The organism is Microbacterium flavescens, assembly GCF_018588945.1.
Lineage (GTDB): Bacteria > Actinomycetota > Actinomycetes > Actinomycetales > Microbacteriaceae > Microbacterium > Microbacterium flavescens.
The window spans coordinates 232,412-258,563 of record NZ_JAFIWA010000005.1 but is presented as its reverse complement, the minus strand read 5'-3'; the positions used below and the strand labels follow the sequence as shown (position 1 = coordinate 258,563).

Sequence of the window (26,152 nt, the reverse complement as noted above, 5' to 3'; positions counted from 1 at the left end):
GTGGCCGAGCAGTCCCGCCTCGACAAAGTCATCGCCCTCGCCCGCCACCGCGGGTTCGTCTTCCAGGCGGGCGAGATCTACGGCGGATCCCGGTCGGCATGGGACTACGGTCCCCTCGGCACCGAGCTCAAGGAGAACATCCGCCGCCAGTGGTGGCAGACGTTCGTGCGCGGCCGCGGCGACATGGTCGGCCTCGACTCGTCGATCATCCTGCCCAAGCGCGTGTGGGAGGCATCCGGTCACGTCGCGACGTTCACCGACCCGCTCGTCGAGTGCATGCAGTGCCACAAGCGGTTCCGCGCCGACAACCTCCTCGAGGACTTCGAGGCACGCAAGGGCCGCAAGGCCGAGAACGGCCTCGCCGACGTGCCGTGCCCGAACTGCGGCACCAAGGGCCAGTACACCGAGCCCAAGGCCTTCTCGGGCCTCGTGAAGACCTACCTCGGCGTCGTGGACGACGAGTCGGGACTTCACTTCCTGCGTCCCGAGACGGCGCAGGGCATCTTCGTGAACTTCTCGAACGTGCTCACCGCGTCGCGCAAGAAGCCGCCGTTCGGCATCGGCCAGGTCGGCAAGGCGTTCCGCAACGAGATCACGCCCGGAAACTTCATCTTCCGCACGCGCGAGTTCGAGCAGATGGAGATCGAGTTCTTCACCCCGCCGGCCGACGCCGGCCAGTGGTTCGATCACTGGGTGCAGGCGTGCTGGGACTGGTTCATCGATCTCGGCATCGACCCCGAGAACCTGCGGCAGTTCGACGTGCCCGAAGAGGACCGCGCCCACTATTCGGCCGGCACCATCGACGTCGAGTACCGCTTCGGCTTCGCCGGCAAGGAGTGGGGCGAGCTCATGGGCGTCGCCAACCGCACCGACTACGACCTGTCGAACCACACCGAGGCGTCGGGCCAGAGCCTGACCTACTTCGACCAGGCCTCCGGCGAGAAGTACATCCCGTACGTGATCGAGCCGTCGTTCGGCCTCACGCGCGCCATGATGGCATTCCTCGTCGACGCGTACCACGAGGAGGAGGCGCCGAACGCGAAGGGCGGCACCGACACCCGCACGGTGCTCAAGCTCGATCCGCGCCTCGCCCCCGTCAAGGTCGCGATCCTGCCGCTCTCGCGCAACGAGCAGCTCTCGCCGATCGCGCGCGAGGTGGCCGACGACCTGCGCGGCGAATGGAACGTCGACTTCGACGACGCCGGAGCCATCGGCCGCCGCTACCGCCGCCAGGACGAGATCGGCACGCCGTTCTGCGTCACCGTCGACTTCGACTCGCTCGACGACCGCGCCGTCACGGTCCGCGATCGCGACACCATGGGCCAGGAGCGCGTGCCGCTCGAGAACCTGCACGCCCACCTGGGCGAGCGGCTCCAGGGCGCCTGACCCGGACTCAGACCTAGACAGAAGAGCGGATGCCGCGACCCGGCCTCGGTCGCGGCATCCGCTTCTCTCGTCTGCGGGGCGACCGGCTACTTCGCCCCGGCCGGGGACTTGTCGCCGTCGACCACTGCCGTCGCGGCGCCGAGCACGGCCTGCGGGTCGGCTCCCGCCGCCTTGATGGCGAAGGCCTGCATGAGCGTCGTCAGGTCGAGGCCGGTGAGGTTCTTGACCACCTCGGTGCCTTCGCCCAGCACCTTGCCGACGGTCTTGGTGAGCTCGGACGCGCCGTCTGTCGAGACGACCGTGAGCTTGTCGATCGACGCGATCGGCTCGGCCGCCGCGCGCACGATGTCGGGCAGCCGCGAGATGATCTCCTGCGCCAGCGCGGCCTCGCCGTACTTCTGGAGGGCGAGCGCCTTCGCGTCGGTGGAAGCGGCCTCGGCCAGACCCTCGGCCTGGATGGCGGCGGCGCGCGCCTCACCCTCGGCCCGGATGCCCGCGGCGAGGGCGACCTGCTTGTCGCGCTCGGCCTCGCCCGAGAAGCGGACGGCGGTGGCGGCGGCTTCGGCGTCCTGCACGGCGGCCACCTTGTTCGCCTCGGCGATCTTGGTGCGCTTGAAGGCGTCGGCCTCGGTTGCGGCGTTCGCGGCGTCGCGCAGCGCCGTCGCGCGCTGCACCTCGGCGTACGCCTCGGCCTCCGCGGGCTTGCGCACGTCGATGTCGAGGCGCTCCTGGGTCACGTTCGCCTGCTCCGACAACGCGTCGCGCTCGAGGAGGGCCACCGCCTTGTCCTGCTCCGCCTTGGCCAGCTGGCCCGACGCCTCGGCCTCGGCGTTGGCCCGGTCGGTCTGCGCCTTGATCGTCGCCTGCCGGAGGCTCAGCGCCTTCTGGCGCTCGGCGATCTGCTCCGCGGCGTCGATGCGGGCGAATTCGCTGGCACGCGACGCCTCGGCCTCGCTGATCTCGGCGACCTGGCGGGCGCGGGCAGCCTCGGCGCGACCGAGGTTGGCGAGGTAGTCGCTGCCCGGCGTCGAGATGTCGCTGATGTTGAGGAGGTCGACCTGCAGGCCCTGCTCGACGAGGTCGGTCTTCGTCTCGGCGACGACCCGGTCGGAGAGGCCCTTGCGGTCGGAGATGATCTGCTCGATCGTCATGTCGCCGATGATCGAGCGCAGCGATCCTTCGAGCGACTCCTTGATGATCTCGGTGAGCGCGCCCTGCTGCGAGAGGAAGCGCTGGGCCGCACGGCGCACACCATCTTCGGTGCCCGACACCTTGAAGTTGATGGACGCCTTGATCGCGATCTTGATGCGGTTCTTGTCGACCCCCTCCACCGTGATGCCGATCTGGCGCTGCTCGAGGGAGATGGAGAAGCCCTGCTGCAGGATCGGCCACACGAAGGTGCGTCCGCCGATCACGACCCTCTGGCCGATGCCGGATTCGCCGGGTGCGGGCTTGCCTGCCCCGCGGCCGACGATCACGAGGGCCTCGTTCGGAGGCACGCGCCGGATGCGGCGCGCGATGAACGTGATCAGGCCGAGCACCGCGATGATCAGGGCGACGACGGCGATGACCTGGATGAGAGTCGGGTCGAGCATGGTTTCCTTCCGGAGGCGGAATGGGGCGGACGTGCGGTCGGGCTATTCCGCGACGACCTTGACGCGGGTGCCGGAGTGCTCGACGACGCGCACGCGCACACCCTCGGCGATGGGCTCGTCCGAGTACGCCAGGCGTCGTTCGAACTCGCCGGGACCGTCGAGGCTCACTTCGCCGCCTGCAGGCGAGATGTCGGAGCGGGAGACACCGGAGAGGCCCGCAGCCGAGAGCGGCGCACCGTCCGAGCTCTTGGTGAGGCGCTTGATGAAGAACACGGCGACGAGGTAGGCGAGCACCGCGAGCACCACGGCCAGCACGTACGCCCACACGGTGTCGAGCCCCGACGTGAAGGTGAGTACTCCGGATGCCCCGAACACGACCGCGGCGACACCGAGGGCGGTGCCAGAGATGGCGCCGTCGCCGATGTCGAAGTGATCGAAGATGTCGCCGACGATGAGCGAGATCAGCAGGACGGCGAGGCCGACGCCTCCGACGATGAGGAAGGGCAGCATGACGACTCCGTGGCGAGGGGGCGGGGTTCCCCCACCCTAGCGGCGCGGTCGTTCGCGGGCGCTGTCCACTCCGTGCGTGTGGATAAGCGGATGCTCCGCGGGCGGCTCCCCGCGCGCGTCAGTCGGTGACCGTGAAGATCGCCTCGCCGGTGTCGCCCTCGAGTACGCGGCGGTAGTCCTCGGCGATGATGCCGCGCAGCACGTCGGCGTCGACCGCCTCGACGTCCTTGAGATAGAGGCAGCCGGCGCCGGTCTCGTGCGCCCCGAGCTTCGCCAGCTCCGCCGCGTGCGCCCCGGTGTCGAGGAGGTAGACCGTGGTCGCCTGCCGGCGGGGCGAGAAGGCCGCGATCGGCACATCGCCCTCGGTGCCGGTGGGGTAGCGGTAGTGGCACGCGCCGAACCCGACGATCGTGCCCCACATCTCGGGCTCGCGCCCGGTGACCTCTCGCATCAGCGCCACCACGGTCGCGGCATCCCGCTGCCTCTTCGCCGGTGTAACCCCCGCGATGAACGCGGCGACGCTCTCACCCGTCTTCTTCATCAGACCCCTCCGCCCCCGGACTTCGCCGCGGCCTTCATCGCGCGCTTGTGCTCGCGCACCTTCGCGAGGGAGTCCGTCGAGACGATGTCCGCGACGCTGCGGAAGCTCCCCTCCTCGCCGTAGGGAGCGGATGCCTCGCGCCAGCCCGCGCCGTCGAAGCCGTACTGCTTGCCCAGCAGCGCGAGGAAGATCTTGGCCTTCTGCTCGCCGAAGCCGGGCAGCGCCTTCAGCCGCTTGAGCACCGTGGCGCCGTCGGGGTCGCCGTCGCGCCAGATCGCCGCGGCGTCGCCGGCCCAGTCGTCCTGGATCGCGGCGCACAGCGCCTGCACCCGGACGGCCATCGATCCCGGGAACCGGTGCACGGCGGGCGTGGCCTTGAAGAGCTCGGCGAACGCGTCCGGGTCGAACGTGGCGATGGCCGCGGCATCCAGCGTTCCGGCACGCTCCGCGATCTTCAGCGGACCCGCGAACGCCGTCTCCATCGCCACCTGCTGATCCAGCAGCATGCCGATGAGCAGCGCGAGCGGGTCGTCGGTGAGCAGGCGGTCGGCGGTCTCATCGCCGGTGATGTGGAGGCTCATGCCCGCCAGTCTCGCACTCGCACGCGCGGCAGGCGACCCGGGCCATGGCGCGTTCGGGTGGGAGGATGGAGGTCATGTCCGCGACGCCCGAGCCCTTCGACGCCCTGGTCACCCACGCGCACGAGACGAGGGTTCTCGTGGTCGGCGCCGGCATCGCCGGACTGGTCGCCGCGCTGGAGTGCGCGAAGGTCGGGATGCCGGTCACCGTGCTCGAAGCGGCGGGCCGCCCGGGCGGCACGATCGCCGAAGCCGAGGTCGGCGGCCTGCGCGTCGACGTCGGGGCGTCGTGCTGGTCTACCGCCGACGGCGACGTCGACGCCCTCGTCGCCGAGCTCGACCTCGCGCCGCGCGCCGTCTCGCCGAGCGCGTCCGCGACGTGGATCGCCGGGCTCGGTCGCTCCGGTGCGGCGGCCGCTCCGGTGCCGGCGGACTCGGTGCTCGGCATCCCCGCAAACCCGTGGGCCCAGGACGTGCGGCCGTTCATCGGCCTGAGCGGCGCGTGGCGCGCGTACCTCGATCGCCTGCGTCCCCCGCTCACCATCGGCAAGGAGCGCAACCTCGATCGCCTGGTGCGCACCCGCATGGGCGACGCGGTCGTCGATCGGATGGTCGCGCCGCTGAGCGTCGGGCGGTTCGGCCTCGCGCCGTCGCACGTCGACGTCGCCGCCGCCGCTCCGGGGCTGAGCTCGGCGCTCACCCGCACCGGCTCGCTCGGGGGAGCGGTGGCCGACCTGCTCGTCGACCGTGCGACCGGCCCCGGGATCAAGAGCCTGGAAGGCGGGATGCCGCGGCTCGTCGACGCCCTCGTCGACCGGCTCGTCACACTCGGCGCCGAACTCGTCGTCGACGCGCGCGTGTCGGGTGTGGAGCGCGGCGCCGACGGGCGCTGGAGCGTGACGGCAGAGTCAGCGGGCGGCGAACAGGTCGTGGTCGCGCCCGCGGACGTGCTGTTCGTGGCGACCGGACAGCAGGACGCCGCGCGCCTGCTGGCGGCGCACGTCGGCGCTTCACTCGACGATTCGATGACGGATGCCGCGCGCCTGCGCGAGATCGTGACGCTCGTGGTCGACGCGCCGGACCTCGACTCGGCGCCGCGCGGGGCCGAGGTCTACGCGGTGCCGGGCACACGCCGCGCCTCCGGACTCGTGCACCAGACCGCGCGGTGGGACTGGCTTTCGCGCGCAGCGGGACCGGGCCGGCACGTGCTCAGCGTGGCGTTCGACGGCTCGATCGACGATCCGCCCCACGCCGGCCTCGACGAGGCCGAGGTCGCCGCGCTCGCGCGGGACGAGGCATCCGCTCTCCTCGGCGTGCAGCTCGAGGCCGCGGCGGTGCGCGGAGTGCATCGGGCCCGCTTCACGCTCGCCCCGCCGGCTTCGGCGATCGGGCACGACGACGCGACCGGCTCCGTGCGCACCGCCATCGCGGGCACGCGGGGCCTCGCCGCCGTCGGGTCCTGGTTCGCCGGAAGCGGGCTGTCGCGGGTCGTCGCTGATGCGCAGTCGGAGGCCGAGCGACTGCGCCGAACGGTGCTCTGGGAGTCGCCGCCGGCGGCGTGAGTCCGCCGTCGGCCCACTTGTCAAGGGTGGATGCCGGAATCGGAATACAGGGCTACCCTGAGAGGGTCATCAGCGCACCACCGAGCGTGAGGAGACCCCATGAGGGGCAAAGCAGGACTCGTCGTCGGACTGGCCGTCGGGTACGTGCTCGGCAGCCGAGCAGGTCGCGAGCGCTACGAGCAGATCAAGACGCAATGGCTGAAGGTCTGGAATCTCGACCCCGTCCAGGAGCAGGTGGGCAAGGTGAAGGACTTCGCAAAGTCGAGCGCGATGGCGCTCCCGAGCACGCTGTGGGACTCCGCCGTCAAGGTCGGCAAGGCAGCCTCGACCAAGGGCACCGCCGGGCAGAGGCTCGACGCGGCGCTCAAGGTGAGCAAGGACAACGCCGACGACGTGGGGACCGCAGCCAAGACGTCGGCCAAGGCCGCGAAGGATGCGGTCGAAGATCTGATCGACGAAGCCACCGACGACACGCCCGCCAACGGCCGCGGCGGAGCGTGACGTGACTTCGCCGCGTGGATTCAAGGACCGCGCCGACGACAGTCTGCTGACGCTGATCGGCGAGATTCCGGAGCTGATCCGCAACCTCGTCGTCGCCGAGATCGAGTCGGCGAAGAAGTGGGCCGCCCGCACCGCGAAGGACGGCGGATGGGGCGCGCTGTGGATGTTCGCGGCGCTGTTCGTGCTGTTCTGGTCGGTGCCGGTGTTCGGCACCTACCTCATCGCCGGCCTCTCCTCGTGGTGGCCGGTGTGGCTCTCGGCCCTCGTCGTGTTCTTCGGCATGGTCATCGTCGCCGTGCTGCTCGCCCTGCTGGGCGTGCTCCGGTTCCGGAAGATCGGCAAGAGCAAGAATCCGGTCCAATCCATCGCCCAGGACGTCAAGGAGGTGCGCGATGAGCTCTGACGCGCCCGTGCCGCTGCCCCGCACCGCCGTGCCGCTGGGCATCACCGACCCGGTCGAGCGAGCGCGCGCCGAGCTCAAGGCGACGCTCGCCGCGATCGAGGTCAAGGCGAACGTGCCCCGGCGGCTCTCCGTGAAGATCGACGACTCGATCGAGAAGGCGCGGGACTTCAAGCGCCGCAGTCCGGGCCTCGCGCTCGGCGCCGTGGTCGTCGCCGCGGCCGCGGTGGGTGCAGCCGTGTGGGCCTTCGTCCGCTCCTACAGCCGCTGACGGGTCGCCGCCCGTCGGACTCGCCGACCGGACACACCCCGTAGACGTGGGGGTATGCTCGGGGTGAGGCAGTGCAATGGTGCGAATGCTGCCGAGCGCGCGAACCCGATTCGTTCGCGCATTCGGCTGCTCGAACGTCTGGGGCGGCCGACCGAGCGCCACGAGAGTCGACCCCATGAACACAGCCCCGCAGCACGTACCCGCCAAGCCCCTCGCGGGCTGGCGTGTCCTCGTGCCCCGAGGCGGCCCGTGGGGCGACGGAGTCGCCGCCACGCTGCGCCGCCAGGGCGCCACTCCGGTGATCGCGCCCCTCATCAACTTCGCTCCGACCAACGACCAGGCCACGCTCGAGCAGTCGCTCGCCGACCTCGCCGCCGGAGCCTTCGAGTGGCTGACGGTCACGAGTGCCACGACGGTCGACGTGCTCTACGCGTACCGCGCGGTCGTGCCGCCGACGACCAGGATCGCCGCGGTCGGCGAGACCACCGCCGCCGCCCTCCTCGCCGTGGGCTACCGCGTCGACCTGGTGCCCGACGAGGACAACTCCGCGGCCGGCATGGCCGAGCAGCTCATCGCCCTCGAGCCGAAGCCTCGCGACATCCTCACGCTGCGCAGCGAGATCGCCAAACCCGTGCTGACGCGCATGCTGTCCGACGCCGGGCATCGCGTGCGCAGCGTCGTCGCGTACCGCACGGTGGGCGTTCCCGTCACCGACCGCATCGCCGAGGACGTCCGCTCCGGCCGCATCAACGCGATCCTCGTGACGAGCGGCTCGGTGGCGGAGCAGGTGCACCTGCAGTTCCCCGACGTTCCGCCGACCACCCTCATCGCGGCGATCGGACCCCGCACGGCGAAGGACGCCCGCCGGGCCGGACTCAACGTCGACGTCGTCGCCGACGCGCAGACCGTCGACGCCCTGATCGACGCCGTCGCCCGCTTCTCGCTCCCGCATGCCGAGGACGAGTTCGCGCCCCGCACCGGCGTGATCCCGCAGCTGCGGTCCGACCGGGGCTGATCCGCCGGTGACCGGCCCGCCCCGCATCGTCGTGCTCGCCGGCGGCGTCGGCGGCTCCCGCTTCGTGCTCGGCGTGCGCGCTGCGCTGCGGGCGCGGGGCATCCACGACACGGCCGCCGCCCTGACGGTCGTGGTCAACACCGGAGACGACCTGTGGCTGTCGGGCGTGCGACTGCAGCCCGACGTCGATTCGATCACCTACGCCCTCGCCGGCGTCAACGACACCGAGCGCGGCTGGGGCCGCAGCGGCGACAGCGAGAGAGTCAACCACGAGCTCCAGGAGTGGGGCGCGGGCTGGCCGTGGTTCACGCTCGGCGACCTCGACCTCGGCACGCACCTCGCTCGCACGGGATGGCTGCGCGAGGGGCTCACCCCGACTCAGGTGATCGAGCGGATGTCGCGCCGCTGGCCCCTGGGAGTGCGCCTGGTCCCCATGACCGACGTCGAGGTCGACACGATCGTCGTCCTCGAGGACGGCACGCGACTGCACTTCCAGGAGTGGTGGACGCGCCACCGAGCGACCCTGGCGCCCGCCGGTTTCGACAACCCGGGCATCGAGCGCGCCCGGCCGGCCCCAGGCGTGACCGAGGCGATCGCCGAGGCCGACGTCGTGCTGCTCGCGCCCTCGAACCCGGTCGTGTCGATCGGCCCGATCCTGGCTGTGCCCGGCGTGCGCGACGCGCTGCGCTCCACGCCCGCCGCCGTCGTGGGCGTCTCGCCGATCATCGGCGGCAAGGTCGTGCGGGGCATGGCGGATGTGTGCCTCACCGCGATCGGAGTGGAGACCTCGGCCGCTGCGGTCGCGGCGCACTACGGAGCGCGCGCCGGCGACGGGCTGCTCGACGCCTGGCTGATCGCCGAAGAGGACGACGCCCTCGCCGCCGAGGTCGCGGGTCGCGGCATCCGCTCGCTCGTCGCTCCGCTGTGGATGACGGATGCCGCGCGGTCGGCCGCCCTCGCCGAGGCCGCGCTCGGCGCAGCCGGGGTCTAGGGGTGCCCGAACTCGCCTGGTGGGCCTGGGTGCTGCTCGCCGTGGCGGCGGCGGTCGTCGGCCTCTCGAAGACCGCCGTGCCCGGCGCGGGCACCGTCGCGGTCGCCATCTTCGCCGCGGTGCTTCCCGCGAAGCAGTCGACGGGGACGCTGCTGCTGCTCCTGATCGTGGCCGACCTCTTCGCCGTCGCGATGTACCGCCGGCATGCCAACTGGCGCGAGCTGCTGCGCCTCGCGCCCGCCGTGGTGGCCGGTGTGCTCGTGGGCGTAGTGTTCCTGTGGTTCGCCGACGACGTCTGGGTGAAGCGCACGATCGGCGTGATCCTGGTGGCCGTCATCGTGATCACCCTGCTGCGGCGCCGCTTCGCGTCCGGTGTCGAGTCGACGGGCGCGCACCGGGTGGCGGCGGCGACCTACGGCACGCTCGGCGGGTTCACGACGATGGTCGCCAACGCCGCGGGTCCGGTCATGTCGATGTACTTCCTGGCGGCGCGCTTCCCCGTGAAGGAGTTCCTCGGGACGGCGGCGTGGCTGTTCGCGATCGTCAACATCTTCAAGGTGCCGTTCTCGATCGGGCTGGGGATCATCACCGGGCCGGGGCTGCTTCTCGACGCCGTGCTCGTGCCGGTCGTCGTCGCGGCGGCGCTCGCCGGCCGGTGGATCGCCGACCGGCTGGACCAGCGACTGTTCGAGAGGCTGGTGATCGTCTTCACGATCGTGGGGGCGGGCTACCTGCTCGTCTCGTGACGTTCGTTTGAATGTTCGGTTATGCACATGTGGATGAGGCTGTGGAATCGAATCGAATGTCGGAGGGTCCTGCGAGAATCGAGCCATGAACCCGCCGCCGGCTCTCGATCCCGAGATCGAAGACCTGCTCTGGCGCGAGCGGATGCTGGTCGCCGAGACGTGGGAAGAGCCCTACGAAGGCCCGACCGAGGTGGACTCCGCGCCGCGCGTGACGCGGCACAGGTGGGACGCCGCGGCGTCGCGCCGTGAGGAGCTGCTCTACGCGTGGGAGAACGCGGCCGAGCAGATCGCGCGCTGGCAGGGCGTGCAGGCGCGGCTCCTCGCCGAAGCGATGGACCTCGCTCTCGAAGACGGCGCGACGCGCGACGACGCCCCGCTGTCGGTGCGCGACATTGCGGCCGAGCTCGCTTGCGCCGTCGGCCTGTCCGATCGCACGGTCGAGCAGCGCATGGACGACGCGCTCGTGATGCGAGACCGCTTTCCGCAGACCATGGCAGCGCTCGAGGCGGGCCGCCTGTCCCTGCCGCACGCCCGCGTGATTGTCGACGCGGGAGTTCGCGTGCCGGCGGCCGACGATCGAGCGACCTTCGAGGCCGCGGTGCTCGAGCGGGCCGCCGGCCTCACGACGGGCCGCCTGCGTGTGGTCGCGGCGTCGATCGCCGAGGAGACGGTTCCCACCTCGATCGCGGACCGTCATGCCGAAGCGCGGACCGCACGGCGCGTCGCCGTCCGCGACGTCGGCGACAGCATGTCCGAGTTGTGGGCGCTGCTTCCGTCGGTGCTGGCGCACGGCATCCATGACCGGCTCACGCGCATGGCGCGGTCGGTGAAGGATGCTGCGCACGGCGAGGGCGGGGATGCTTGGGTTGACAGCGCCGACGGCGATGGCGACGTCGCCGTGCCGGAGGGTGTCCGCACGATGGACCAGCTCCGGGCCGATGCTCTGTGCGACCTCGCGCTCACCGGGCACCCGACGCTCGCGTCGATCGACCGCTCGGGCGGCGAGGGGATCGATGCGCTGCAGGCGATCGTCCAGATCACCGTCCCGTTCCAGACGCTCGTGGGCGATGAGGGTCCGGCACCCGTGCTCACCGGGCGAGGGCCGATCGACCCCGAGTCGGCGCGGCGGCTGCTCGGCGCGGCGACACTGTGGGATCGCGTGCTCACCGATCCGGTCTCAGGCGACGTCCTCGCCGTCGATCGAAGATTCCCCACCGAGGCCCAGCGGCGCCACCTCCGGGCACGTGACGAGCATTGCCGGTTCCCCGGCTGCCGCATGCCTGTGTGGCGTTCCGACATCGACCACACGGTCGACCACCAGCACGGCGGCCCGACCGCGCACACGAACCTCGCGCACCTGTGCCGGCGACATCACACGCTGAAGCACCACACCCCGTGGCGGGTCGAGCAGCACGCCGGTGGTGTGCTCGAGTGGACGAGCCCTGGGGGCCGGAGCTACATCGACCGTCCGTCGCCGGGCGTGCGGTTCGTCGCCCCGACCTAGGGCGTCCGGTCGGTTCGGATCATCGCCACGGGGCGGGGCGATCCTCGGCGCGTTCGCTGTCGTCCGGGAAGTGCGGCAGCTCATAGCCGCCGGCGCGGATGCAGAGCCATCGCAGCTGCTCGGGGCTGTCCGGCAGGGCGCGCCAGGTGCGCCACACGCCCTGGCCGACGCGGACCGCGGAGCCCGGGCCGACATCGACGACGTCAGCGTCGAGTCCCATCTGCCCCCGCCCGCCGAGGAACACGTACAGCTCCTCGACGCGAGCGTGCCGGTGCCAATAGCCCGCCTCTTCGCCGGGCTCGAGTGCGTTGGCGGTCATGCCGATGAACTGCATCGTCAGCTCGTGGTCGACGACGCGCCGTCCGTCGCGTGAGCTCTCGGGGCGGAACCCGCCGTAGTGGTCGCGCCACTGGTCGAGGCCGCCGATCTCCAGCACGTCGTAGTCGCTCACGTCGTCAGGCTAGTGGGGGAGCGGGGCCGGACGACGGGAGTGGCAGATTCTCGTCCCGGGATGGCGGAAATGTGCGCAGGTGGGCCGTGGCCGCCGCCGAGTCCGCAGCCCGCGGCGCGGCGAGGATGATCGCGATGGCCTCGACTCCGAGCAGCGCGAGCGGACCGTGCGGCCAGTATCCCGTGGCGAGGGTTCCCGCGACGAGCAGCGGCAGGGTCAGTCCCAGCACGATCCGCACCCACAGACGCCAGCGCGATCCGGCCGTGACGGCCGCGAGAATGCCGGCAAGGCCGACCGCGATGAGGACGAACGCCTCCGTGCCCCAGAGCACGTGCAGAGGCGACTCGGTGGGCGTGTTGAGGTAGCTGAGCGCAGTGACCGGCGCCCCCGCGATGACCAGCCACGCCATGAGCGCGCCGCCCCATCCCGCACGCCGCAGGTCCGGGAGCAGCGCGAGTCCGATCGCCAGAAAGGACAGGGCCGCGAGCGCCCCGAAGACGATGTACGGATCGTGCACCGACTCGCGCGCCCAGAAGTAGGCGCGGTGGCGGAAGACCCAGGCCCACAGAGGCACTCCGAACTCCGTCGCCGGGAACGGCAGGATCGCCAGTGCCCACAGTCCGCCGAGGCCGGCGAGAGTCGCGCGCCAGGGTCGTGATCGGTCGATGAATGTCAGACGGCTCCGCCCCATGCGCTGATTGCATCACGACCTCGGCCGGCGGCGCCAGCGTCGCACCCCGAGCTTCGCGCTCCCTAGCGCGGGTAACCGGCTAGGGTTGCGCGAGATGCCTAGGCCGGACGGAACCGTAGTGCTCTTCGACGTCGACGGCACGCTCGTGGACGCGGTTGCGAACCAGCGGCGCATCTGGGGCAGCTGGGCGGACCGGTTCGGGCTGGACGGCGACGAGGTCTACGCGCTCGCCCTGCGAACCCGTCCCGCGGAGACTGTCGCTCGGTTCCTCCCGCTACGGGCGCGTGATGAGGCGCTCGCCGAGTTCCAGCGGCTCGAGGACCAGGATGTCGTCGAGGGTGACTACGAGGCGTTCGCCGGGGCAGCCGGTCTGCTGCGAAAGCTCGACCCCGACCGGTGGGCCCTGGTGACGGCGAACCTCCGCCGTCGAGTCGAGGGCCGGTTCCTCCGTCTGCAGCTGCCGACTCCGCGCGTCATCGTCGACGCGGAGTCCACGGTGCTCGGCAAGCCCCACCCTCAGCCCTACCTCGCCGCAGCCGCTGAGCTGGACGTCCACCCCGGTCGGTGCCTCGTCGTCGAGGACTCGAGGTCGGGAGTCGCTGCCGGCCTGGCCGCGGGGATGACGGTCTGGAGTGTCAACAGCGCCACCCCGGTGAGCGGGGCTCATCGGCACTTTCCCGCGCTGGCGGATGCAGCGGCCGAGATCCTCCGATTCGCCGCGTAGTCCCACCCCGGTCTGCGCTGCACAGGGGTGTGGACGGGGCACGGGCGACCGACGAGGATCGGAGCATGGCTCACGTCCCCTCCCCCATCTCCGCCTTCATCGACGCCACGAACGCCGGAGACTCCGACGCGTTCGTCGCAGCGTTCGCGGAGGATGGCTCGCTCGACGATTGGGGCCGCGTGGCACGCGGTCACGACGCCATCCGCGAGTGGGACCGCACCGACAACATCGGCAAGCGGTCGCGCTTCGAGCTGGTCGACATCGCCGAGGAGGGGCCTGACACCTACCTGGTGCATCTGAAAGTGACCGGCAACGGGTTCAACGGCACGAGCCCGTTTCGCTTCACGCTGCGCGGCGACGCCATCGAACGCGTCGTCATCCTGCCCGACTGACCGCGGCGCGGCCCGCCGGCCGCCCGTGATCAGGCGCCGAGCAGCGCCGCGGTCCGCGGGCCAACGCCGAGGCGGACGGCGGCCTCGAGCTGGGCGGCGGTGTCGACGTCGCGGCGGAGGGACGAGGCATCCGGAATCTCCACCGCCGCACAGCCCGCGGCGGTGTGCCGCGCGAACGAGCCCTCGCCGAACGACGACGCCCACGCCACTCCCGGCATCGCCGTCACGAGGGTGGACCCGGTGCCTTCGGCGTCGGCGACCACAGCACGGTCGACGGATGCCGCGGCCCGCAGCGCGCCGGCGAGGTCGACGGGTCGGAGGGCGGGGAGGTCGCCGAGAAGGGCTGCGCGCGGCATCCGTCCGCTCGGATCGACCGCCTCGATGCCGCTCGCGATCGCGGCGTCGAGTCCGCGGGGGTCTTCCTCGGGGACGATCCGCAGCGCCGGGATCGTCGCGGACTCCCGGGCGAGCGCGGGGTCGTCCGAGACGACCACGACCTGCAGCACGACCTCGCAGCGCGCGGCCGCTTCGATGGTGTCGAGCGCGATCGCCCGCGCGAGCTCGGCGCGGTCGACCCCCTCGACCTGCAGCCGCGACTTCCCCTGCGCGGACCTCTTGACGGGCACGACGACGATCCACCGCGGTTCAGGGTTGGGTGCTTCCCCGGCGCGGCGCCGTCGGAAGAGCGGCGTCACGCGCCGTACTTCGCGCGCAGGCGCGGGAGGATCTCCTCGCCGTATCGGCGCAGGAACGCCGCCTGGTCGTGACCGGGATCGTGGAACACCAGGTGACGGAACCCGAGGTCGATGTACCAGCCGATCTTCTCGACGTGCTCGTCGGGGTCGTCCGACACGATGAACCGCGACGCCGCGCGCTCGATCGGCAGCTCCTCGCCGAGACGCTGCATCTCGATCGGGTCGTCGATGCCCATCTTCTCGTCGGGCGTGAGGGCCAGCGGCGCCCAGAACCGCGTCTTCTCCCGGGCGGCGTCGAGCGTCGTGTCGAGCGAGACCTTGATCTCCATGAGCGTGTCGATCGCACCGGGCTCGCGGCCGGCCCTCGACAGGCCCTCTTCGAGCGCGGGCAGGAGCGTCTCGGTGTAGAGCTCGCGCTTCTTGCCCGACGTCGTGATGAAGCCGTCGGCGATCCGCCCGGCGAGGCGCGTCGCCGCCGGTCCGGCGGCGCCGATGTAGATCGGCACCGGCTCTGGGAGCTTGTCGTAGATCGTGATGTTCTTGGCGTGGTAGTACGTGCCGTCGAACGTGACACGGTCCTCCGACCACAGCCGGCGGATGAGGCCGATCGCCTCCTTGAGCCGCTGGAACCGCTCGGGCGGGTCGGGCCACTGGATGCCGAGGTTTGCTTCGTTGAGCGCCTCGCCGGTGCCGACGCCGAGGATCACGCGCCCGGGATACATGACCCCGAGGGTCGCGAAGTCCTGCGCGACGACCGTCGGGTTGTAGCGGAACGTCGGTGTGAGCACCGAGGTGCCGATCAGCACCTTCGAGGTGCGGGCGCCGAGAGCGCCGAGCCAGGGGACGGATGCCGGGGCGTGACCCCCCTCGTGCAGCCAGGGCTGCAGGTGGTCGGAGATGAAGACCGAGTCGAACCCGACCTCCTCGGCGAGCACCGCGTAGTCGAGCAGCTCCGTGGGTCCGAACTGCTCGGCCGAGGCCTTGTAGCCGAAGCGCAGGGGGATCATGCGGGTCTCCTTTCGAGGGGCGCCGGGAGCGCCAGGAATTCGGATCCGTCGGCCCGGGAGAGCCGGGCGCGGAACGCGTCCACGGTGCCCGGCCACAGCAGCGTCAGCCGGCCGGAGCGTTCGTCGACGTACCAGTTGCGGCAGCCGCCGGTCATCCAGCGAGTGGATGCCGCCGCCTGGGCGATCTCGTCGGTGTACAGCTGTTCCGCGTGCGGGTCGACGCGCAGCACGCGGCCCGCGCGATCGTCGAGAACGCGGGCGACGTAGGCCGCCTGCTCCTCGATCATCAGCACCGACGAGGAGTGGCCGAGCGAGGCGTTCGGACCGTTGAGCACGAACATGTTGGGGAAGCCCGCCACGACGGTGGAGGCGAAGGACGTCATCCCCCCGGACCAGTGCTCGGCGAGAGACCGCGCGTTCTCGCCGCGCACCAGGTCTGCGTAGGGCTGCCGGGTCGAGGCGAACCCGGTGGCGAGGACGAGCGCATCGACGTCGTGACGTGAGCCGTCTGCGGCGATGAGCGTCGATCCGGTCACCGCGGCGAGGCTCGTCGGCACGAGGGTCACGGCGTCGGAGGCGACCGCGGGGTAGAAGTCGTCCGACAGCAGCACGCGCTTGCAGCCGAAGGCGTAGTCGGGCGTGAGGGCGGCGCGCAGCGCCGGGTCGGCGATCTGCCGTTCGAGATGTGCGCGCGCGACAGCCTCGGCGGCCGCCGCCGCAGCGGAGTCACCCGACCGCGACGCGAAGCGCGCCTCGCCTTCGGCGTAGAGATCCGCGCGCAGCGCCTCGAGGGACGTGGGATCCGCCACGAACCGCGCGTGGTCGTCGTCGGAGTAGGAGTCGCCGCCGCGCGGCACGATCCACGCCGGCGTGCGCTGGAACAGCGTGACGTGCCCTGCCGTGCGTGCGAGTTCGGGCACGATCTGCACCGCGCTCGCCCCGGTGCCGACGACGGCGATGCGTGCGCCGGCGAGGTCGGCGTCGTGGTCCCAGCGGGCCGAGTGGAAGAGGGGCCCCGGGAAGTGCTCGAGGCCGGGGATGCGGGGGATCGACGGCTCGGTCAGCCGGCCGCAGGCGAGTACGAGGGCGTCGGCGACGAAGGTGCCGGCCGAGGTATGGATGCGCCACACCTCGTGCTCGGCATCCCAGTCGGCCGAACGCATCGCGGTGTGGAGCCGCAGCCGGTCGCCGAGACCCTCGGACGCGGCGACGTCCTCGAGGTAGGAGTGGATCTCGGCGCCGCGCGCGTAGGTGCCCGACCAGTTCGGATTCGGGTGGGTGGCGAACCCGTACAGGTGCGACGGCACATCGCACGCGACGCCCGGGTAGGTGTTGTCGCGCCAGGTGCCTCCGAGCGACGCGGCCCGCTCGAGCACGACGAAGTCCTCGCGGCCGGCGCGGCGCAGGGCGATCGCCATGCCGAGGCCCGCGAAGCCGGCCCCGACGATCACGACCTCGACCCGGGTGTCCGACGCACTCATCGATCCGACTCCTTTGGACGGGGCTCGCGGTAGTCCGTGGTGCGCAGGCGGAAGGGCCGGAACAGGCGCGCGGCGATGGCCGAGGCATCCGCCACCGGCAGTTCGAGGCCGTGCTCGATGCCGGCCTCGGGCTTCACCCGGCCGTCGAGCAGGGTACCGCCGAGGTCGTCTCCGCCCGACTGGAGGAGGACAGCGGATGCCTCGCGCCCCACGCGCGTCCACGGGATCTGCACGTGGGGGATGCTGCCCGAGAGGAGCAGGCGCGACACCGCGACCATCGCGCGGTGCTCGTCGAGCGGCTCGCGGCCGGCGACCAGCGGCACGCCGCCAGCCGGTCCGGGCAGCGGGATGGGCACGAACTCGGTGAACCCGCGCGTCTCGTCCTGTATCGCCCGCAGCCGGCGAAGGTGCGCGATGCGCTCGGCGGCGGACTCGACGTGGCCGTAGAAGATCACGCTCGTCGAGCGGAATCCGGCGCGTTGGGCCGCGGTGATGCCCTCGGTCCAGCGGTCGATCTCGAGGTCGTCGGGTGCGACGAGCGCCCGCACGCGTTCGCTCAGCACCTTGACGCCGGTGCCCGGGACGGTGTCGACCCCCGCCTCGCGCAGCGCCGCGAGCGCGCCGTCGAGGCCGAGCGCGCCGCGGTCGGCGAGGTCGCGCACGTCCTGCGGCCGGTACGCGTGGAGGTGGAGGCCGGGGGCCGCGTCCTTCGCAGCCCGGACGATGTCGAGGTAGGCCTGCGGATCGATGTCGCCGGGGAGGAGCCCCTGCACACACAGCTCGGTGGCACCGAGGTCCCACGCGTCGGCCGCGATGGCGCCGACGTCGTCGAGCGTGAAGGTCGTGGGGTCGTCGGTCGGCGCCGGCCGCAGCCCGGACGAGGTGAGGTTGCGGTTGACGACCAGGGTCACCGCCTCGCCCACGGTGTACCGGCGCACATCGTCGGCCGTTTCGGTCAGAGCGTCGAGGTCGCTGCCGGTCGCTTCGAGGAGGGCGGCCCACTCCGCGTCGTCGAGAGCGAGGGGATCGGATGCCGCGGCCTCGGCGAGGCGACGGACGCCGGCCCGGTTCGCGTTCGCGTTCACCCGGTCGTTGAGTGGGCGGATCATCGCCTCCACCGGGTCGTTGAGCGAGGGAGCGGAGCGACCGAGACGAAACGCGTCGCCGTCCGAGGAGTCCTTCGCCAGCCCGGTCGCGGGGTCGGCCAACCGCTCGACGGCGGGTCGCAGTGCGGGGTCGATCCAGGTCACGGCGTCGAGCACGAATTCAGGCTGAGCGGTCAGCCGCTCGCGCAGCTCGAACCCGAGTTCGGCGGTGCGCAGCGCGAGGTCGTCGAGGTGCGGCCACGGACGCTCGGGGTTCACATGGTCGGCTGTGAGCGGTGACACACCGCCCCAGTCGTCGGCGCCCGCGCGGACGAGCAGGTCGAACTCGGCCGGATCGGACAGGTTCGGGGGAACCTGGATCCGCATCCGCGGACCCATCACGAGCCGGGCGACCGAGACAGCGGCGACGTACTCGAGAAGCTCGGCATCGGGCGCGCCCTGCATCGCAGTGCGCGGCTTCGCTCGGAAGTTCTGGACGATGACCTCCTGCACGTGCCCCTGTCCGTCGACCTGATGCCGTTCATGCGCCTCGCGGATCTCGATGAGCGACTCGGCCCGGTCGCGCAGGGTCTCGCCGATCCCCACGAGGATTCCCGTCGTGAAGGGCACCCGTTCACGCCCGGCGCCGTCGATGACCGACAGGCGCAGCGCGGGGTCCTTGTCGGGGGAGCCGAAGTGCACCTGCCCCGGCTCCTCGAACAGGCGCCGCGAGGTCGTCTCGAGCATCATCCCCATCGAGGGGGCCGTGGGGCGCAGCATCCGCAGCTCTTCCGCGCTCATGACGCCCGGATTGAGGTGTGCGAGCAGCCCCGTCTCGGCGGTGACGAGCCGGGCGATGTGCCCGACGTAGTCGAGCGTCGAGGCGAACCCGTGGTCATCGAGCCACGCGCGGGCCTCCGGCCAGCGGTCCTCCGGCCGGTCGCCGAGGGTCAGCAGCACCTCTTTGCAGCCCATCGCCTGACCCTGCCGCACCACGGCGAGCACCTGCTCGGGCGACATGAACGCCGGCTTGTGCTTCTTGAGGAGCTGACCCGGGGTGTCGACGAACACGCAGTAGTGGCAGCGGTCGCGGCACAGCGTGGTGAGCGGTACGAACACCTTGCGCGAGTACGTGATGACGCGAGGACGACCGGATGCCTCGAGCCCCGCGTCGCGCATCGCTCCCGCGAGCTCCAGCAGACGGTCGAGCTCCGGCCCTGTCGCGGCCAGCAGTGCAGCCGCGTCATCGACCTCGAGGCGCTCGCCGGCGGCCGCCCGGTCGAGCGCGCGCGCGGTCTCCGGCGGCGAGACGAGGGAGGATGCCACGGAGGTCACCGGTCCAGTCTCGCACCGCACGCGCCGCCCGGCGCAGTCGATCGTTGCCCTCCTGTAAGCAAATGACTCCGTTCATGGGGGTGGCCGCTGGCAGACTAGGGGCATGGTGACCTTGCTGCTCGACTCGACGCAGCTCCAGATCGTGCTGTCCGGGGCCGAGCGCGCCATGGCATTCCACAAGGGGAATGTCGTGATCGAGCGCTCGACGATCACCAAGGTCCAGCTCACCGAAGACGCGTGGACCTGGCTCCGAGGCGTCCCGAGTCCCGGCACTCACCTGCGCGGCATCGTCGCCATGGGCACCTGGAAGTCCGCCGGCGCCGACGATTTCGCGATCATCCGCCGCCACCGCCCGAGCGTCGTGATCGACCTCGAGGGGCACCCCGAGTTCCAGCGCATCATCCTGACCACCCGGCACGGACTCGAGCTCGTGCAGGCGCTCCGCGTCGAACTCGCCGCGGAGGCGAGCGACGTCGTCGACATCGCGGCCGAGACCGGCTCGACTCCGACCGCTCCCGCGCGCAAGCCGCGCGCTCGCAAGTCGCCGACGACCGCCCCCGCGGTCTGAGCCGGGTCCCCCCGGGTCAGCTGACGTCGCGACGCCAGCTGACGAGGTAGCCGAGCACGAGGAAGACCGCGGCATAGCCGGCGAGGACGAGTCCGCCGACCCACCACTCGAGGACCTCCGCGGAGCCGCCCGGCATGCTCATCGTGAAGACGCTCGCGCCGACCAGCGCGTCGCTGGCCGCGCCCGGCAGGTACCGGGTCGCGTCGCCGATCTGCTCGACGAAGGATGCCGCGACCCGCGCGATCGGCTCGACGAACTGGGTGAAGACGAGCACGCCGACGATCGCGCCGACCTGGTTGCGCACGAGGGCGCCGACCCCGATGCCCACGAGCACCCACAGGACGTAGGCGAGCAGCATCCTGCCGAACTGCGCCCACGTGTCGACCGACGTCAGCGCGGTGTCGAGACCGTAGCCCGCGAGGAATCCGACCGACGGTCCGACCGACGCGACGATGCCGATCGCACCGTAGAGCACGCCCAGCAGCACGCCCACGAAGAGCTTGGCCCACACCACTCGGCCGCGGCGGGGCGTGGCGAGGAAAGTGGGGGTGAGGGTCTTGTGGCGGAACTCGGCCGTGACCATGAGCGTGCCGATGAGGAGGGGGAACACGTAGCCGACCGATGTCGCGGTGCTGTACAGCAGACCGGCGAGGCCCTCCTCGGGAAGCCGGGGCGCGTCACCGGGAAGCGCCCCGGTCGCTGCCGCGGAGAAGACGAAGCCGAGCGCGGCGGCGGTGAGGCCGACGTAGCCGGCGAGCACGAGGGCGAGCACCCACCACATCGCGGTGGAGAACTGTTTGGTGGTCTCGGAGCGGGTTGCTGCGGCGAGGCTCATCGCTGCTCACCCCCTTCGTGATCGGTGGGTTCCGCGGGCGGGGGCTCGGGCTCGGGCTCGGGCTCGGGTTCGGGTTCGGGTTCTGGCTGGAGTTCGGGTTCGGGTTCGGGCTCGCGTTCGGGTTCGGGCTCGCGTTCCGGCTCGGATTCTGGCTGTGGTTCCGGTTCGGGTGCGGGCGACTCCGCGGACTCGGGCGGCTCCCCGGACTCGCGCGACTCCGCCGACTCGCGCTCCGCGGCCTCGCGTGCGGCGGCCTCGGCGTCGAAGGCGGCGAAGAAACGGTCGGCCTCGACGTCGGCCTCGGTCCTGACGTAGTCCTCCCACGAGCGGTCGTCGTCCTCGGCGACGAACGGCGGCTCGTCGCCGAGTTCGTCTTCCGGCGCGCCCTCGTCCTCGCCGGTCTCCGGTTCCGCCGCGGACTCGTCAGCGGGCACGATGTCGATGACTCCCGTGCTCGCGACGCTGAAGGACGCTGTCCGCACCGCGGGCTCGGAGTGGGGGGCAGGCTCGGGTACGGACTCGGGCTCGGGTACGGACTCGGGCTCGGGCTCTGCGGTCGATGCCTGTTCCGGCTCGGGCGCCGGTTCCGGCTCGGGCGCCGGCTCGGCCTCGACCGGCTCGACCTCGACCGGCGCGACCTCGACCGGCTCAGCCTCGACCGCGGCTTCAGCGTCGGCCGAGGCATCCGGAGCCGTCTCCTGCGCGGGAACGACCGCGACGGGGGCCGATTCGATGGCGGGGATCACGTCGTCCCTAATGCCCGACGCGCTCGCGTGCACGCGCGTGCCGCTGACGAGGTCGAGGAAGACCTCCTCCAGCGCCGGACCGCGCTTGTGAAGCGTCGAGAGCGGAACTCCGCCGGCAGCCGCCGCCAGACCGACCTGGGCGGGCTCGATGCCGCGCACGGTGAGACCCGACCGCAGCACCTCGAACGGAACTCCCGCAGTTCGCAGCGCCTCCGCCAGGGCCGCACGATCGTCGGAGTCGACGACGGTGGCCTGCTCTGAGGGGTCGACGAGTTCGTCCATGCCGCCCTGGAACACCAGTCGGCCCTGCGAGATGATCAGCAGCGCGTCGACGGTCTGCTGCACCTCGGTCAGGAGGTGTGATGAGACGAGCACGGTGCGTCCTTCGCGGGCGAGCTGCCGGAGGAACCCGCGGATCCACTTGATGCCCTCGGGGTCGAGGCCGTTGGTCGGCTCGTCGAGCACGAGCACGCCCGGATCGCCGAGAAGCGCGTAGGCCAGGCCGAGGCGCTGCCTCATGCCGAGGGAGTACCCGCCGACCTTGCGGCCCGCGGCGTCCGCGAGCCCGACGAGGCCGAGCACCTCGTCGACGCGCGCCTTGGAGATCTGCGCCGCGTGCGCGTACACGGTCAGGTGATTGGCGCCGGTTCGGCCGGGATGGAAGCTGGATGCCTCGAGCACAGCGCCCACGGTCTGCAGCGGGTTCGTCAGCTTCGCGTAGCGCGCGCCGCCGATCGTGGCCTGACCGGCGGTGGGGCGCACGAGGCCGAGCAGCATGCGCAGGGAGGTCGTCTTGCCGGCGCCGTTGGGGCCGAGGAAGCCGGTGACCAGACCGGGTTCGACGCGTGCGGAGAAGTCCGAGACTGCGGTGACGGCGCCGAAGCGCTTCGTCACGCCGGAGAATTCCAGCACTTGTCCTTCGGGCATGCCGAAACCCTCTCGTCGTCGGGAGCACTCCAGCCCATCCTGGCGGAAACTGCCCTCCCACGTACAGACGGCGTCGCTTCGGCACCCGCCCGTCGGCGGCCGTCCCGGTAACGTTGCGACCGTGACCAACCCCGCCGAGCCCACCGTCCTCGTCCGCGCCCGTGGCGGGCTGGGACGGCTCACCCTCAACCGTCCGCGCGCGATCAACGCCCTGGATCTCGACATGATCCATCAGCTGCACGCCGCGCTCGACGCGTGGGAGCACGACAGCGAGGTCGATGTGGTCCTCCTCGACGGCGCCGGGGAGCGGGGGCTGTGCGCGGGGGGCGATGTGCGGGGCCTCGCCGAGCGGGTCACGAGCGGACGCCCGGAGGACTCCGCGCTGTTCTTCCGCGACGAGTACGCGCTCAACGCGCGGATCGCCGAATATCCCAAGACCTTCGTCGCCCTCGCCGACGGCATCACGATGGGCGGCGGGATCGGCGTCGCCGGCCACGCGGCGATCCGCATCGTGACCGAGCGGTCGCAGCTGGCGATGCCCGAGACGCGCATCGGGTTCACGCCCGACGTGGGCGGCACGTGGCTGCTGGCCCACGCGCCCGGTCGCCTCGGAGAGTACTTCGGACTTACGGGAGCGGTGATGGATGCCTCGGACGCGCTCTACGCCGGTTTCGCGGACCACTATGTGCCGTCCGCCAGCCTCGACGGACTGCGCGACGCGCTCGAGACCCGCGCCGATCCGTCCAGCCCCACCGAGCTCGTGCTGCTCTTCGATGAGACCCCGCCGCCGTCGAAGCTCGAGCGCGCACGCGAGTGGATCGACGACGCGTTCGCCGGCGAGACCGTGGCCGACATCGTGCAGCGCCTCCGGGCGCGGCCTGAGGCCGAGGCATCCGCCACCGCCGATCTGCTCGGCGAACTCTCGCCGACCGGACTCGCCGTGACCCTCGCGTCCGTCCGCCGGTCGCGCGAGCAGCCGGGGCTGCGCGACGCCCTCGAGCAGGAGTACGGCCTCGTGATGTGGTTCGCGACGAGCCAGCCCGACCTGCCCGAGGGCATCCGGGCGCAGGTGATCGACAAGGACAGATCTCCGAAGTGGCGGCCCGCGACCATCGCCGACCTGCCGCCGGACGTCGCGGCATCCGCTCTGGCTCACCGGCCCGAGGTGCCGCTGTGGGGAAGCCCCGCCGGGAACTGACCATGACCAGGAAGCGGAGCTACTCGATCGGGATCGCGATCGACTGGTTCTTCTTCGTGTTCGCGGGACTCGCCGCGATCTGGCTGGCGTACCTGAGCTTCACCGAGACCTTCAAGGTGGGCTGGTGGGGCATCGCGTTCTTCATCGCGTTCTGGGTGCTGCTGGCGTATCTCGTGCTGCCGAGGCTGCACCGCATCCTCACGACGATCTACGTGCCCGACTACTTCATCGGGCGCACGCGGACGAGTGACGGCCTGCTCGGCGATCCGGTGAACCTCGCGTTCCTGGGCGAGGGGGGGCAGATCGAGCGGGCGCTGCAGGCAGCGGGCTGGACGAAGGCCGATCCCGTCACGCTCGCCTCCTCCTGGCGCATCGTCACGTCGACCGTGCAGCGCCGCAGCTACCACCAGGCGCCGGTGAGCCCGCTGTTCCTGTTCGGCCGGCAGCAGGACTTCGCCTACCAGCAGGAGGTCGACGGCAACCCCGCCCAGCGCCATCACGTGCGGTTCTGGCGGTGTCCGGAAGGCTGGCTGCTGCCGGGCGGGCGCCGGGTCGACTGGCTCGCCGCCGGAACGTTCGACACCAGTGTCGGGCTCTCGCTGTTCACGCTGCAGGTCACCCATCGCATCGACGCGGAGACCGACATCGAGCGCGACCACATCGTCTCCTCCCTCGCTGCGGTCGAGCCCGCGATCGTCGTGGACGTGATCGCCGACTTCGCCTCGGGCTACCACGCGCGCAACGGCGGCGGCGACACCATCCGCACCGACGGCGACCTGCCGATCGTCGACGTCCGCGCTCTGGCGGAGGTGAGCGCATGACCGACCGCGAGCAGCCCGCTTCGGCGCCGGCGGCGGCGACGCCGATCGTCCCGGCCAAGCGTCCGGCCTACGAGCCGCCGGCGAGGCTCCTGAAGCCGATCGCGCGCGACCCGCACATGCGCCGGCCCGCTTCGGTCACGGCCGGGGCGGCCCTCGTGCTGCTCCGGGTCATCGCCGGCGGCGTCGTCCTGGCGAGCATCGCGGCGGGGTGGGACGCGCTGCGGTCCGACACCGGTGCTGTCCTGGAAGGCTTCGAGCCGACGCCGGAAGGATGGCACGCGGCGCTGTGGGTCGTGCTCAGCGTCGGAGCGGCCGTGCTTCTGATCGATCTGCTGCTCGCCGTGTTCGTCTTCCTCGGGCAGAACTGGGCGCGCGTGATCGTGATGTGCATCTCGGTGCTGTCGATCAGCACGGTGTTCGGCGCGTGGTGGGTGCAGGGCCAGGAGATCACCGTGGAGGGCAGCTTCGTGTCACTCGCGATCGACATCCTGCTGCTGCTCGCGCTGTCGAGCCGCAGCGCCGCTGCGTACGCGCGGCGCAAGGAGCGGCCCTGAGTCCCGCGTGCCCGGGCGTGGTTTAGCCTGAGATCCGCCGCTCCGGCGGCAGGGATCAGGGAGGGTGCGTGTTCGACAGTCCGCTGTCCGCGTCGGCCTACGAAGTTCTGGGGGTCGATCCGAAGGTCGACGAGGAGTCGCTGCGCAAGGCGTACCGCCTGCGCCTGCGCCAGACGCATCCCGACACCGGCGGGGACGCCGCGGTCTTCATCCAGGTGCAGCGCGCCTGGGAGCTCGTCGGCACCGCCGACGCGCGGTCCGCCTACGACCGCGGCCACGGCTTCGGAGAGGCCCCGGCCCCCGAGTGGTCGGGCTGGCGGGCTCCGGCGCCGCGCACCGACACGCGTCCGCGTGCCCGCTCGTACGGGCATCCGGGAGGCTGGCGTCGCGAGCGATATCTGACGCTCATCCGCGAGTGGGCTGGTCGCGGCGTGACGCTCGACGATCCGTACGACCCTGCGCTGGTGCGCTCCGCCCCGCAGCAGGTGCGGCGGCTGCTCGCGGACGCCCTCGCCGAGGAGGCCACCGCGCGCATCGTCGCCGATCTCGGCATGGGCTACACGGTGTGGCACGACGTCGCGCCGTCCGCCCGGGGTGCCGATCCCGACGCCAAGATCGACCACATCGTGCTCGGACCCAGCGGGCTGTACGGCCTGCTCTCGGAGGACTTCGGCGGTCCGGTGGGCCTGCGCCGCGGCGAGCTCGTCGGCGACGGAGTCGACGGTGCTCCGATCGCCTCGCTGGTTGCGCGGATGCGCGGCCTGGCGCGCGCCGCGGGCGTGCGCTTCAGCGGGGCGATCGTCGTGCTGCCCGACGACGACGTGCTGCAGGTGATCGACGAGATCGGCAAGGTCAAGGGCACGCCGGTCGCCGTCGTCTCGCGCGGCGCGCTGTCGACGGTGCTGCGTCGGGGGATCACCGGCGTGCGCGCCATCGGCGGCAACGAGGTCTTCGACGTGCGCACGCGCCTCCAGCAGGCGGTGCGGTTCGCCTGACCGGCCCGTCCGGTGCAGGACCCGCGTCCCGCGCCCCCCTTTTCCGC

The 26,152-nt window shown here is 71.6% G+C and carries 28 protein-coding genes; 16 read left to right on the top strand and 12 right to left on the bottom strand.

The features are described from left to right. Complete coding sequence (locus JX005_RS11795; protein ID WP_214467729.1) at window positions 1–1,386, top strand: glycine--tRNA ligase; 1,386 nt, start codon at window positions 1–3, stop codon at window positions 1,384–1,386. Window positions 1,387–1,472: 86 nt separating this feature from the next. Here the strand turns inward: JX005_RS11795 and JX005_RS11790 are convergent, their stop codons facing one another. The 4 genes from JX005_RS11790 to JX005_RS11775 form a co-directional block, all read right to left on the bottom strand. Next, the gene (locus tag JX005_RS11790; protein ID WP_246533875.1) at window positions 1,473–2,981 is read right to left on the bottom strand and encodes a flotillin family protein; all 1,509 of its coding nucleotides are present in this window, start codon (window positions 2,979–2,981) and stop codon (window positions 1,473–1,475) included. 42 nt (window positions 2,982–3,023) lie between these two features. Beyond that, window positions 3,024–3,491 (bottom strand): NfeD C-terminal domain-containing protein, encoded by a 468-nt coding sequence (locus JX005_RS11785; protein WP_214467728.1) that lies wholly within the window; start codon window positions 3,489–3,491, stop codon window positions 3,024–3,026. A gap of 118 nt (window positions 3,492–3,609) precedes the next feature. Then, complete coding sequence (locus JX005_RS11780) at window positions 3,610–4,032, bottom strand: DUF1801 domain-containing protein (protein ID WP_214467727.1); 423 nt, start codon at window positions 4,030–4,032, stop codon at window positions 3,610–3,612. Further along, window positions 4,032–4,613 (bottom strand): HhH-GPD-type base excision DNA repair protein, encoded by a 582-nt coding sequence (locus tag JX005_RS11775; RefSeq protein ID WP_214467726.1) that lies wholly within the window; start codon window positions 4,611–4,613, stop codon window positions 4,032–4,034. Before JX005_RS11775 ends, JX005_RS11780 begins: the two co-directional genes overlap by 1 nt. Window positions 4,614–4,687: 74 nt before the next feature. On the opposite strand from JX005_RS11775, the gene JX005_RS11770 reads away from it, so the two are divergent. From JX005_RS11770 to JX005_RS11735, 8 genes are all read left to right on the top strand, one after another. Beyond that, window positions 4,688–6,172 carry a protoporphyrinogen/coproporphyrinogen oxidase gene (locus JX005_RS11770; RefSeq protein WP_214467725.1) on the top strand — a complete coding sequence of 495 codons (1,485 nt, stop codon included), beginning with the start codon at window positions 4,688–4,690 and terminating at the stop codon, window positions 6,170–6,172. Between the two features lie 99 nt (window positions 6,173–6,271). Then, complete coding sequence (locus tag JX005_RS11765) at window positions 6,272–6,673, top strand: hypothetical protein (protein WP_214467724.1); 402 nt, start codon at window positions 6,272–6,274, stop codon at window positions 6,671–6,673. Window position 6,674: 1 nt separating this feature from the next. Continuing rightward, a complete protein-coding gene (locus JX005_RS11760; RefSeq protein WP_214467723.1) occupies window positions 6,675–7,076 on the top strand; it encodes a phage holin family protein in 402 nt (133 codons plus the stop codon). After that, entirely contained in the window at window positions 7,066–7,344 is a 279-nt protein-coding gene (locus JX005_RS11755; RefSeq protein ID WP_214467722.1) for a hypothetical protein, read from the top strand. The genes JX005_RS11760 and JX005_RS11755 overlap by 11 nt, the downstream gene beginning before the upstream one ends. 175 nt (window positions 7,345–7,519) lie before the next feature. Continuing rightward, on the top strand, window positions 7,520–8,359 hold the full coding sequence (locus JX005_RS11750) for a uroporphyrinogen-III synthase (RefSeq protein WP_214467721.1): 840 nt from the start codon (window positions 7,520–7,522) through the stop codon (window positions 8,357–8,359). 7 nt (window positions 8,360–8,366) lie between these two features. Continuing rightward, entirely contained in the window at window positions 8,367–9,350 is a 984-nt protein-coding gene (gene cofD, locus JX005_RS11745) for a 2-phospho-L-lactate transferase (protein ID WP_214467720.1), read from the top strand. A gap of 2 nt (window positions 9,351–9,352) precedes the next feature. Further along, window positions 9,353–10,096, top strand: a complete 744-nt coding sequence (locus tag JX005_RS11740; protein ID WP_214467719.1) for a sulfite exporter TauE/SafE family protein — start codon at window positions 9,353–9,355, stop codon at window positions 10,094–10,096. Between the two features lie 85 nt (window positions 10,097–10,181). Beyond that, entirely contained in the window at window positions 10,182–11,600 is a 1,419-nt protein-coding gene (locus JX005_RS11735) for an HNH endonuclease signature motif containing protein (protein WP_214467718.1), read from the top strand. 19 nt (window positions 11,601–11,619) lie between these two features. Here the strand turns inward: JX005_RS11735 and JX005_RS11730 are convergent, their stop codons facing one another. After that, window positions 11,620–12,051: a cupin domain-containing protein gene (locus JX005_RS11730; protein WP_214467717.1), complete on the bottom strand. Its 432-nt coding sequence runs from the start codon at window positions 12,049–12,051 to the stop codon at window positions 11,620–11,622. Between the two features lie 4 nt (window positions 12,052–12,055). Further along, on the bottom strand, window positions 12,056–12,742 hold the full coding sequence (locus tag JX005_RS11725) for a hypothetical protein (protein ID WP_214467716.1): 687 nt from the start codon (window positions 12,740–12,742) through the stop codon (window positions 12,056–12,058). 94 nt (window positions 12,743–12,836) lie between these two features. Here JX005_RS11725 and JX005_RS11720 point away from each other — a divergent pair, with 94 nt between their 5' ends. Next, the gene (locus JX005_RS11720; protein WP_214467715.1) at window positions 12,837–13,466 is read left to right on the top strand and encodes an HAD-IA family hydrolase; all 630 of its coding nucleotides are present in this window, start codon (window positions 12,837–12,839) and stop codon (window positions 13,464–13,466) included. Window positions 13,467–13,531: 65 nt separating this feature from the next. Beyond that, entirely contained in the window at window positions 13,532–13,858 is a 327-nt protein-coding gene (locus JX005_RS11715) for a nuclear transport factor 2 family protein (RefSeq protein WP_214467714.1), read from the top strand. A 29-nt stretch (window positions 13,859–13,887) separates the two neighbouring features. Here the strand turns inward: JX005_RS11715 and cofC are convergent, their stop codons facing one another. From cofC to cofG, 4 genes are all read right to left on the bottom strand, one after another. Continuing rightward, window positions 13,888–14,484, bottom strand: a complete 597-nt coding sequence (gene cofC, locus JX005_RS11710; RefSeq protein ID WP_307858571.1) for a 2-phospho-L-lactate guanylyltransferase — start codon at window positions 14,482–14,484, stop codon at window positions 13,888–13,890. Between the two features lie 65 nt (window positions 14,485–14,549). After that, window positions 14,550–15,560: a glucose-6-phosphate dehydrogenase (coenzyme-F420) gene (fgd, locus tag JX005_RS11705; RefSeq protein WP_214467713.1), complete on the bottom strand. Its 1,011-nt coding sequence runs from the start codon at window positions 15,558–15,560 to the stop codon at window positions 14,550–14,552. Further along, entirely contained in the window at window positions 15,557–17,041 is a 1,485-nt protein-coding gene (locus JX005_RS11700; RefSeq protein WP_214467712.1) for a flavin-containing monooxygenase, read from the bottom strand. Before JX005_RS11700 ends, fgd begins: the two co-directional genes overlap by 4 nt. Continuing rightward, complete coding sequence (gene cofG / locus JX005_RS11695; RefSeq protein ID WP_307858570.1) at window positions 17,038–19,461, bottom strand: 7,8-didemethyl-8-hydroxy-5-deazariboflavin synthase CofG; 2,424 nt, start codon at window positions 19,459–19,461, stop codon at window positions 17,038–17,040. The genes JX005_RS11700 and cofG overlap by 4 nt, the downstream gene beginning before the upstream one ends. Window positions 19,462–19,564: 103 nt before the next feature. Between cofG and JX005_RS11690 the strand changes: the two genes are divergently transcribed. Then, on the top strand, window positions 19,565–20,029 hold the full coding sequence (locus tag JX005_RS11690) for a hypothetical protein (protein WP_214467711.1): 465 nt from the start codon (window positions 19,565–19,567) through the stop codon (window positions 20,027–20,029). Between the two features lie 16 nt (window positions 20,030–20,045). On the opposite strand, the gene JX005_RS11685 is transcribed toward JX005_RS11690, so the two are convergent. Continuing rightward, entirely contained in the window at window positions 20,046–20,864 is an 819-nt protein-coding gene (locus JX005_RS11685) for an ABC-2 transporter permease (RefSeq protein WP_214467710.1), read from the bottom strand. Further along, window positions 20,861–22,537 carry an ABC transporter ATP-binding protein gene (locus JX005_RS16400; protein WP_214467709.1) on the bottom strand — a complete coding sequence of 559 codons (1,677 nt, stop codon included), beginning with the start codon at window positions 22,535–22,537 and terminating at the stop codon, window positions 20,861–20,863. The genes JX005_RS11685 and JX005_RS16400 overlap by 4 nt, the downstream gene beginning before the upstream one ends. Window positions 22,538–22,658: 121 nt before the next feature. Here JX005_RS16400 and JX005_RS11675 point away from each other — a divergent pair, with 121 nt between their 5' ends. The 4 genes from JX005_RS11675 to JX005_RS11660 all read left to right on the top strand — a co-directional run bounded on the left by JX005_RS11675 (window position 22,659) and on the right by JX005_RS11660 (window position 26,105). Further along, window positions 22,659–23,735, top strand: a complete 1,077-nt coding sequence (locus JX005_RS11675; RefSeq protein ID WP_214467708.1) for an enoyl-CoA hydratase/isomerase family protein — start codon at window positions 22,659–22,661, stop codon at window positions 23,733–23,735. Continuing rightward, on the top strand, window positions 23,732–24,556 hold the full coding sequence (locus JX005_RS11670) for an LssY C-terminal domain-containing protein (RefSeq protein WP_372447340.1): 825 nt from the start codon (window positions 23,732–23,734) through the stop codon (window positions 24,554–24,556). The genes JX005_RS11675 and JX005_RS11670 overlap by 4 nt, the downstream gene beginning before the upstream one ends. Continuing rightward, window positions 24,553–25,110 carry a hypothetical protein gene (locus JX005_RS11665; RefSeq protein WP_214467706.1) on the top strand — a complete coding sequence of 186 codons (558 nt, stop codon included), beginning with the start codon at window positions 24,553–24,555 and terminating at the stop codon, window positions 25,108–25,110. Before JX005_RS11670 ends, JX005_RS11665 begins: the two co-directional genes overlap by 4 nt. A gap of 68 nt (window positions 25,111–25,178) precedes the next feature. Continuing rightward, window positions 25,179–26,105: a J domain-containing protein gene (locus tag JX005_RS11660; protein ID WP_214467705.1), complete on the top strand. Its 927-nt coding sequence runs from the start codon at window positions 25,179–25,181 to the stop codon at window positions 26,103–26,105. The last annotated feature ends 47 nt before the right edge of the window (window positions 26,106–26,152 follow it).

Excerpts from the sequence above, each read along its gene's own strand:
- JX005_RS11790 (WP_246533875.1), bottom strand. The coding sequence starts at position 2,981 with ATGCTCGACCCGACTCTCATCCAGGTCATCGCCGTCGTCGCCCTGATC.
- JX005_RS11785 (WP_214467728.1), bottom strand. The coding sequence starts at position 3,491 with ATGCTGCCCTTCCTCATCGTCGGAGGCGTCGGCCTCGCCGTCCTGCTG.
- JX005_RS11780 (WP_214467727.1), bottom strand. The coding sequence starts at position 4,032 with ATGAAGAAGACGGGTGAGAGCGTCGCCGCGTTCATCGCGGGGGTTACA.
- JX005_RS11775 (WP_214467726.1), bottom strand. The coding sequence starts at position 4,613 with ATGAGCCTCCACATCACCGGCGATGAGACCGCCGACCGCCTGCTCACC.
- JX005_RS11770 (WP_214467725.1), top strand. The coding sequence starts at position 4,688 with ATGTCCGCGACGCCCGAGCCCTTCGACGCCCTGGTCACCCACGCGCAC.
- JX005_RS11765 (WP_214467724.1), top strand. The coding sequence starts at position 6,272 with ATGAGGGGCAAAGCAGGACTCGTCGTCGGACTGGCCGTCGGGTACGTG.
- JX005_RS11755 (WP_214467722.1), top strand. The coding sequence starts at position 7,066 with ATGAGCTCTGACGCGCCCGTGCCGCTGCCCCGCACCGCCGTGCCGCTG.
- JX005_RS11750 (WP_214467721.1), top strand. The coding sequence starts at position 7,520 with ATGAACACAGCCCCGCAGCACGTACCCGCCAAGCCCCTCGCGGGCTGG.
- JX005_RS11735 (WP_214467718.1), top strand. The coding sequence starts at position 10,182 with ATGAACCCGCCGCCGGCTCTCGATCCCGAGATCGAAGACCTGCTCTGG.
- JX005_RS11725 (WP_214467716.1), bottom strand. The coding sequence starts at position 12,742 with ATGGGGCGGAGCCGTCTGACATTCATCGACCGATCACGACCCTGGCGC.
- JX005_RS11720 (WP_214467715.1), top strand. The coding sequence starts at position 12,837 with ATGCCTAGGCCGGACGGAACCGTAGTGCTCTTCGACGTCGACGGCACG.
- JX005_RS11715 (WP_214467714.1), top strand. The coding sequence starts at position 13,532 with ATGGCTCACGTCCCCTCCCCCATCTCCGCCTTCATCGACGCCACGAAC.
- fgd (WP_214467713.1), bottom strand. The coding sequence starts at position 15,560 with ATGATCCCCCTGCGCTTCGGCTACAAGGCCTCGGCCGAGCAGTTCGGA.
- JX005_RS11700 (WP_214467712.1), bottom strand. The coding sequence starts at position 17,041 with ATGAGTGCGTCGGACACCCGGGTCGAGGTCGTGATCGTCGGGGCCGGC.
- JX005_RS11690 (WP_214467711.1), top strand. The coding sequence starts at position 19,565 with ATGGTGACCTTGCTGCTCGACTCGACGCAGCTCCAGATCGTGCTGTCC.
- JX005_RS11685 (WP_214467710.1), bottom strand. The coding sequence starts at position 20,864 with ATGAGCCTCGCCGCAGCAACCCGCTCCGAGACCACCAAACAGTTCTCC.
- JX005_RS16400 (WP_214467709.1), bottom strand. The coding sequence starts at position 22,537 with ATGCCCGAAGGACAAGTGCTGGAATTCTCCGGCGTGACGAAGCGCTTC.
- JX005_RS11665 (WP_214467706.1), top strand. The coding sequence starts at position 24,553 with ATGACCGACCGCGAGCAGCCCGCTTCGGCGCCGGCGGCGGCGACGCCG.